This window comes from Segatella salivae F0493 (assembly GCF_000477535.1).
Classification (GTDB): domain Bacteria; phylum Bacteroidota; class Bacteroidia; order Bacteroidales; family Bacteroidaceae; genus Prevotella; species Prevotella salivae.
Genome location: NZ_AWGW01000011.1, coordinates 1 through 6,888, shown reverse-complemented (window position 1 = coordinate 6,888; position 6,888 = coordinate 1). Strand labels below are relative to the sequence as shown.

Annotated in this window: 7 protein-coding genes; all 7 read left to right on the top strand. The window is 37.8% G+C overall.

Features of this window, described 5'->3' with window-relative positions; translation table 11 throughout:
- Window positions 1–85 precede the first annotated feature (85 nt).
- The 7 genes from HMPREF9145_RS13410 to HMPREF9145_RS13405 all read left to right on the top strand — a co-directional run bounded on the left by HMPREF9145_RS13410 (window position 86) and on the right by HMPREF9145_RS13405 (window position 6,429).
- Window positions 86–262 (top strand): hypothetical protein, encoded by a 177-nt coding sequence (locus HMPREF9145_RS13410; protein WP_021825247.1) that lies wholly within the window; start codon window positions 86–88, stop codon window positions 260–262.
- Window positions 263–313: 51 nt separating this feature from the next.
- Window positions 314–754: a D-Ala-D-Ala carboxypeptidase family metallohydrolase gene (locus HMPREF9145_RS04875; RefSeq protein ID WP_021825248.1), complete on the top strand. Its 441-nt coding sequence runs from the start codon at window positions 314–316 to the stop codon at window positions 752–754.
- A 165-nt stretch (window positions 755–919) separates the two neighbouring features.
- Window positions 920–2,680: a rolling circle replication-associated protein gene (locus HMPREF9145_RS04865; RefSeq protein ID WP_021825245.1), complete on the top strand. Its 1,761-nt coding sequence runs from the start codon at window positions 920–922 to the stop codon at window positions 2,678–2,680.
- A 17-nt stretch (window positions 2,681–2,697) separates the two neighbouring features.
- Window positions 2,698–4,836, top strand: a complete 2,139-nt coding sequence (locus HMPREF9145_RS04860; protein WP_036906643.1) for a major capsid protein — start codon at window positions 2,698–2,700, stop codon at window positions 4,834–4,836.
- A 5-nt stretch (window positions 4,837–4,841) separates the two neighbouring features.
- Complete coding sequence (locus HMPREF9145_RS04855; protein WP_021825246.1) at window positions 4,842–5,276, top strand: hypothetical protein; 435 nt, start codon at window positions 4,842–4,844, stop codon at window positions 5,274–5,276.
- A gap of 11 nt (window positions 5,277–5,287) precedes the next feature.
- A complete protein-coding gene (locus HMPREF9145_RS04850) occupies window positions 5,288–6,301 on the top strand; it encodes an HlyD family secretion protein (RefSeq protein ID WP_036906641.1) in 1,014 nt (337 codons plus the stop codon).
- 41 nt (window positions 6,302–6,342) lie between these two features.
- On the top strand, window positions 6,343–6,429 hold the full coding sequence (locus HMPREF9145_RS13405) for a smalltalk protein (RefSeq protein WP_155945269.1): 87 nt from the start codon (window positions 6,343–6,345) through the stop codon (window positions 6,427–6,429).
- Window positions 6,430–6,888: the final 459 nt, after the last annotated feature.

Here is a 6,888-nt window from a genome sequence, read left to right as displayed (position 1 = left end):
ATGATAAATGCGATTTATCATAATACTTATTATATTTATTTGTGTATATTTGCGAAAGTAAATAATCAATTAAATAAAAAGTGTTATGAATTTATCAACAAAAATCAACGTAGTTACAGTTATTGATACTGAATCAATGATTGTTTATCAGCAAGTTTATTTGAATAATTATGATGCAGCGCATTATGATTTTAAGCGTCAATGTGAACTGCACAAGTTTGATATTACAAATGGCTGGACTGCTTATCTCAAAGAATTTTAAATTCAAGGCAGTTAATTACTGCCTTGTAAATTATATATTAAATATTTTGTTATGTTAGAAACAGATGTAAAGTTGTCCGAACATTTCACCCTCTTTGATTTGTGCAAAGTTAAGAAATACGGCCGTTACAACGAGCCTACACCCTTTGCGTTTGACAATTTGAAGTTACTTGCAAAGTTCCTTGATACGTTACGTTATGCGCTTACACGTCCTATCATTGTAAATTCCGCTTTTAGGAATGTAAACATCAATCGCCGTGTTGGTGGTGTTCCTAATTCCGATCACATTAAAGGCCTTGCTGCTGATATTCGCGTTTATGGTATGACGCCTATCAAGTTAGCGCGTTTTATTCGTGATAATCCTTTGCTTAATGCTCGTGTTGGTGAAGTTATTATTTATCCTACATTTGTACATGTATCGATTAATCGATATGTTCACAAGTCAGAATATTTTATTAAAAAAGGTAGTAGATATGAAAAATATCAAGCTTAACTATCCTATTGTTGAATGTTGTCAGATGTCTATTTTCTTAGAGCGTCGAATTTCCAAGCACGGCGATAAAGAATTAATTGTTTTTCGTCTTGAATTTGAGAACGGACAATACTATTTCTTCAAAACATTTGATAGTTTAATAGAATTCATCAAAACAAATTATTAATGCATCCTTTAGTTGAACTTGTTAAAGATAAAGCTGTGCTTATGCCCTGCACCTCTCCTATTATTGTAGAAAATAATGGTAGGAAATATGCTGTTGCATGTGGTAAATGTGAGTGCTGTTTGCATAAAAAGGCTACGATTTGGCGTACTCGTTTACGTCAAGAAATGAAAGATAATAAGTTTTGTTTATTTTTTACACTAACATACGATAACGAACATGTACCCTTTTTTGGACGTGCTAAAAACAATGATTTCTATACTCTCGATGGCGAAGAAGGAGTACAGCTTAAAGGAGATGATAACCTTACTTATTCGCCGAAACGTTCCGTTCCTACTTCGCTCTGCCGTGATGGTGTTCCTACTATTACGAATTTTGACGTATGCGATTCTTTCGCTGTTGTTAGTAGAGTCGATGCACAAAAATTTATGAAGCGTTTTCGCTGGCATTTGTTCCATCTTCTTGTGAAGCACTATAAGCTTATATTTCAAGATAAGTTATTTACTTTTACGCAGTATTTAGGTTATGACGGTTCTATTCCTTTCAAGGAATGGTTAGATGATTTAGATACTGAAACTTATGATTTATATTATTCTGTTTATCAATATTATCTTACGGATTATGAAAAGAAAAAAGAATCGTGTAAACAAAGTGTCCGCTACTTCATTTGCAGCGAGTACACCCCTACCACCTTTAGACCTCACTTCCATGGTCTTTTTTGGTTTGACGATGAAAAGGCGTTTTCATACGCGCCCCGGTGTATATTTAAGGCTTGGAAGATGTGCGCTGAAATTAATATCAACGTCCAGCCTGTCAGCGGAGACGCTTCGGCCTATGTTTCGAAATACGTTACTGGCAATTCTAATTTGCCACCGGTTCTACAAGCTAAATCTACCCGCACATTCTGTTTGGCTTCTAAAGGCCCAGCTATCGGCTATAAGTCGTTTAGTGATAAAGAAGTACTCGAAATGTTCACTCGAAGATGTATATTTAGAAGTTATGAGACTATCTCAAAAAAAGGAAAACTTTCTGGCGTTTCAGCTGTTCCCTCGAGTGCTGTCGGTCGATATTTCCCAAAGTGTTACCAGTATAGCACGTTATCTTATGTGGATAAATTTCGTGTATATACGCGATTTATCAAACTATCTAAACACGATGGAGTAGAAAAAATAGATATTCCTGCTTCGCTTGCATGCTTTGAATGGTATAAAGAGAATACGCGTTTATATCCTACTACTTATGTAGATTGCTACGGAGATACTCATACGCACGATGATTGCTGGTTTCATCAAGCTGACATTGCTGCTGCTCGTGCTTGCCTTAATTGGTGTGTGAAGTATGAGTGTCACCCCAACCACTATATTTATATGTTGGATTGGTTTTGGAATGAGTACGCGCAATTTCAGTTATACCAACAATGTAAGCTTTTAGAGAAGTTCAACGATGTGATTACGTATGATGGTATATCAATACCTAATTATGACTATCAGTTAGGTGCTGATTATTCATTCTTAGCGATGTTACCTTTCCGTAAAGAAGACGCTGTCAATAATCACGAAATAAATACTATTCTTGAATCTCATGATTTGCACGTAGATTTATTCTATGATCATAACAATGAGTTATTAGATAGAGAATATTTGACACCTTATTTTGAGTATAATCGTCCACATTTCAAAGAATACCTTTTAAAGGTTCGTGATGATGTTATGAATTCTCTTAAGTCAGCTAAAGCAAATAAACAATTAGATTTTGCAGTTTAATTTTTAATATTTTTATTATGTCAAAAGTTCCAAAAATTTCTGTTAACCCTGCGAAACGTCCTCGCAATGGTTTTGACCGCTCGGAAACGCACTTGTATTCCCAGCCTGCTGGTATGATACTACCCGTGTATCAAATGTTCATGCAACCCAATGACCATGTATCTATTGATACACGTTCAATTGTCCAGGCACAAACACTCAAAGGTCGTCCATTTTTAGGTATGAAACAGAATTTCGCATTCTATTTTGTCCCTTGTAGGTTGATGTATTCTTATTCAAAGGCTTTGTTTACAGGCCTTAAGCCTAAGAATACGCTGATAAGTAGTTTGTTGTCTAACAATGCTGCTCAAACAGCGGCGACTAAGCCTGTTAAAGCGCCTGTCTTTAAGCCTTATCAAGTTTTTGCGCGCTTCGCTGGTGCTCCTGACGAATCAGGAAATATTCCTGATATGTCTACTTATACTACTAATTCAGCTAACCAAGGTACTAAGATTTTCGGTGGTGCTGTTGATTCTCCCTCTACTCCTACAGGCTTTAACGAAGACCCTGGCTTTTTTGGTGGCAAAAATTCACGTCCAAATGGCCGTCAAAGTGGTAATGATGATGTTCTTGCTTCTGCTAAGCCTGCGTCTGGTGTTCCAACAGGTAGTTTTAATGATGTTCAGCCTGAAATTGGTAATTCTCCATTTGGAAAATATTTGGTTCAGAAATCACCTTTTTATGATGCATTAGGCTACCCACTTCTACCCTCTTACGTTCGTTTCTGTGATTTGTTCCGCTATGGTGCTATGCCCTATATTGGAGAATCTATCAATGTAAATGAGTTTAATGCCTCCATGTTCGCTTATGAGGCTAATTTGTTCTACTTCTTAGCTTATCAGAAGATTTATCAGGACCATTTTTTGGATAGTAACTTTGAGAACGTTAACCCCTTATCATATAATGTTGATGACCTCTTTAGTACTGATTCTATGCAGTCTAAGTTTGATTTGAAAGTTGATATTAAGTCACTTGACCGTGCTCTTGACATTTTCAGTCCTCGTTATGTGAAGTATAATAAAGACTTACTTTCTAACATACACCCATCGCCTTTATTTATAGATGATGTGTCGCAGACTATTAAGTCTTTTGTTGGTTCTGATACTGTTTGGTCTGGTAATAATACGTCTATTGTTAAAGATAGCCCAGGTTTTGTCTCTGCTGCTAATCTTCGTAACCTTTTTGCGTTTGATAAAATGCAACAGATTTCAAGTCGTGCTCCTAAGACGTACAAAGGACAAATGTTGGCCCATTATGGTGTTAATGTTGCTGATGATATGACCGAATCTATATATTGCGGAGGTTTTCAGAAAGTTCTTGAGGTCAACCCTGTTATTGCTACTTCAGACGGCCAGGCTGCCGATAGTTCTACCAACTTTGGCCAGCAAGGTTCTTATATTGATAGTGGCCAATCAGGACACGTCAACTTTGATGCAAAAGAGCATGGAGTGTTAATGTGTGTGTCTTGGTTCTCTCCTGCCTCGCTTTATGATTCGGACGGCATTGATGCATTTAATGTCAAGTTTGCCCGTGAAGATTATTTCGTGCCTGAAATGGAAGATTTAGGTATGCAACCTATTGACTACTCTCGCTTGTTACCTCCTTGGGCTTCATTGTCTGATTATCGTTTGCCTGATATGTCAGGTGCTGTCGAGGAGTATTATTCTAAACATCAGTCAGATGTAAAGGCTGCATATGATAAGTTGTATCGCAATTCTCGTTTGTCCGAGCATGGTCGCGCTCTTGGAAATAACTCTTCTAAATTCCCCGCCGAAAAGGTCTATGGCTGGCAGCCTCGTTATCATGAGTATAAGTCAGGCGCTGATTACATTCATGGAGAGTTCAAGACAGGTCGTTCAATGCAAGTTCTTACACTTCATCGTCCTACTCCGTTTAACTATCAGTTAGGTGTTGGAATGATTAAAGGTCGTGACTTCCCGAATAAGAATTTTAACGGCGTTCCCGCTGGTTTCTTGTTTGTTGACCCTGCTTGTACAAATGAAGTTGTAGAAGTTAATTATGACGGAACAGAAAAGACCGACCCATTCCGTATCTCTACCGAGTTTAATGTTTCATATATTTCTGATATGTCTGTTTCAGGAATGCCTAAAGTTTAGTTTGTATGAAGAATAATTTTTTATCTAATCGTCAGGTTAACTATGCTAATAACGTAGTTACTGAACAGCCTGTTGTTACTACGCTTGACGTAGAAGCTACAGAACTATTCGAGAACTTGAACCCTATTTTATCTAACGGACATCGTGCTAATTTGATTACGCGCCTGGTTGATAAAAACGTTCCTCGTGAAGTCGCTGACGTCATTTCACAATTAGTTAGTAATGTTCCTCATGATAGTCAGACGAATCACTATACAGATGAACAAATACAAGCTGCTATTGTGTCACGTCACTATCAGAATGAGATAGAATTAGACATTGTTCGCAATGCTCTTGATGAGATTTCAAAGGAGTTGTTCCCTGACGAACCAGCACCTACAGAGCCTAAGCCTACAGAGCCGACCCCACCTGCTGACCCTGCACCGAGTGACCCAACCTAATTTGTTTGCCTATGTATACATTTTTCAATTTACACAGGGGAGAGTTAACCTCTCCCTTGTATGACAATCGGAAGAACATTGCTCCTGTTGTTGGTGGTGCAATCATTGCAGGCGCAAGCAGTATATTAGGCAGTATGCTTAATGCTAAGTCTACGAATGACAATAACAAGCTACAACAACAACTTGTTAATGATGCTAACGCATACAACACGCCAGGCATGCAAATGCAGCGCTTTCAAAATGCAGGTCTTAACCCTTACATGATGTTAGGTCAAGTCAATGCAGGCAATCAAACCTCTGTTGCGTCGACTTCTCCCGTTGACTATTCATCAGGAATTCAAGGCGTTGGCAATGCTGCTAACACACTCATACAGGCTGCGTCTGCTAATTCTCAAATTGAAGTCAATAAAGCAACTATTGCTAAGACTGAGAGTGAAACGGCTTTGAATCAGATAGACGCTCAAACGCGTGCTGCTGAAAATGCTGCTCGTATTAATCAGTTAGTCAAGCAAGGTGTTTTAACTCAACAACAAGCTGATAACCTTAGTCAGCAATTTGATTTAACGATGTTGACTTGGGACGAACTACGTAAACAGCCTGGCCTTGCTAATCTGTTAAGTGCTGAACAAATTGAGAATTTAAAAGCTGCTACAGGCAAGATTGGTTCTGAAAAGAAAGGTTTAGACTTGCAGAACGGCATTACTGCTAAGTTTGGTGAGAAACAAGCTGCTGCCACTCTTGGAAACACTCTTTCTCAAACAGGTGTTAACCATGCAAATATTGGCCTTATGGGTTCACAGATTGGCCTAAATGGTACTTATATGGACCTTAACAGAGGTCAACTCGGTGTTCTTCGTAATCAACAGAATTCAGCATATTGGGATTCGCGAGAAAAGAAACGTAACTATCAGTACAACAAGGCTAAGTTTGATAAACCTAATCTTGATTGGCATTTTGATAAATGGATTTCTCCCTTGCTTAATTTTGTTGGAAAAGCTGGTTCTGCTTATATCCTTAAGAAGTAGTTTTTTCGTTTATTTTATAATATTATTAATTTATTTACGTTATGAAAAAGAATAATGTGTGGAAGTTGGTGCTACAGATTGCTGTTTCTGCTCTCACTGCACTTGCTACCGCTTTAGGTGTATCTTAACTTTTATGTTATGTCTTACAAAAAGTTGTTTTTGTTGATAGTCGGCGTTATTGCTGCTATTCATTTGATTCCTCTCCTGATAGTTGGTGTTCTTATGTTAGTACTTCATTTATTAGGTCGTTTTTGAATTTAGCGTGACTTCGGTTGCGCTATTTTTTTTGTCTGCTGTTCGTTAGGTGAGCCTGCGAACACAAAGTCGGTCGGGCAAAAAGCATTCGAATACAGAATGTTTTTTGTACTCGAAATGCATACCTATTTTATCGCGTCTTTAACGCAATAGTGAGCTTGCGAAACGGCCCTCTAAAAGCCTTATTTTACTTTCAGTTTCCACGTCAGTGGCTCGCGCCTCCCGTGCCGAGTACTTTATTCTCTTGACATATATAGTAAAACTGACAGCTATCCAATCACATAAAAATATCGATTTTCTTAATATATCTTAAAATATTTGATTATCATATT

Excerpts from the sequence above, each read along its gene's own strand:
- HMPREF9145_RS04855 (WP_021825246.1), top strand. The coding sequence starts at position 4,842 with ATGAAGAATAATTTTTTATCTAATCGTCAGGTTAACTATGCTAATAAC.
- HMPREF9145_RS13410 (WP_021825247.1), top strand. The coding sequence starts at position 86 with ATGAATTTATCAACAAAAATCAACGTAGTTACAGTTATTGATACTGAA.
- HMPREF9145_RS04850 (WP_036906641.1), top strand. The coding sequence starts at position 5,288 with ATGTATACATTTTTCAATTTACACAGGGGAGAGTTAACCTCTCCCTTG.
- HMPREF9145_RS04865 (WP_021825245.1), top strand. The coding sequence starts at position 920 with ATGCATCCTTTAGTTGAACTTGTTAAAGATAAAGCTGTGCTTATGCCC.
- HMPREF9145_RS04860 (WP_036906643.1), top strand. The coding sequence starts at position 2,698 with ATGTCAAAAGTTCCAAAAATTTCTGTTAACCCTGCGAAACGTCCTCGC.
- HMPREF9145_RS13405 (WP_155945269.1), top strand. The coding sequence starts at position 6,343 with ATGAAAAAGAATAATGTGTGGAAGTTGGTGCTACAGATTGCTGTTTCT.
- HMPREF9145_RS04875 (WP_021825248.1), top strand. The coding sequence starts at position 314 with ATGTTAGAAACAGATGTAAAGTTGTCCGAACATTTCACCCTCTTTGAT.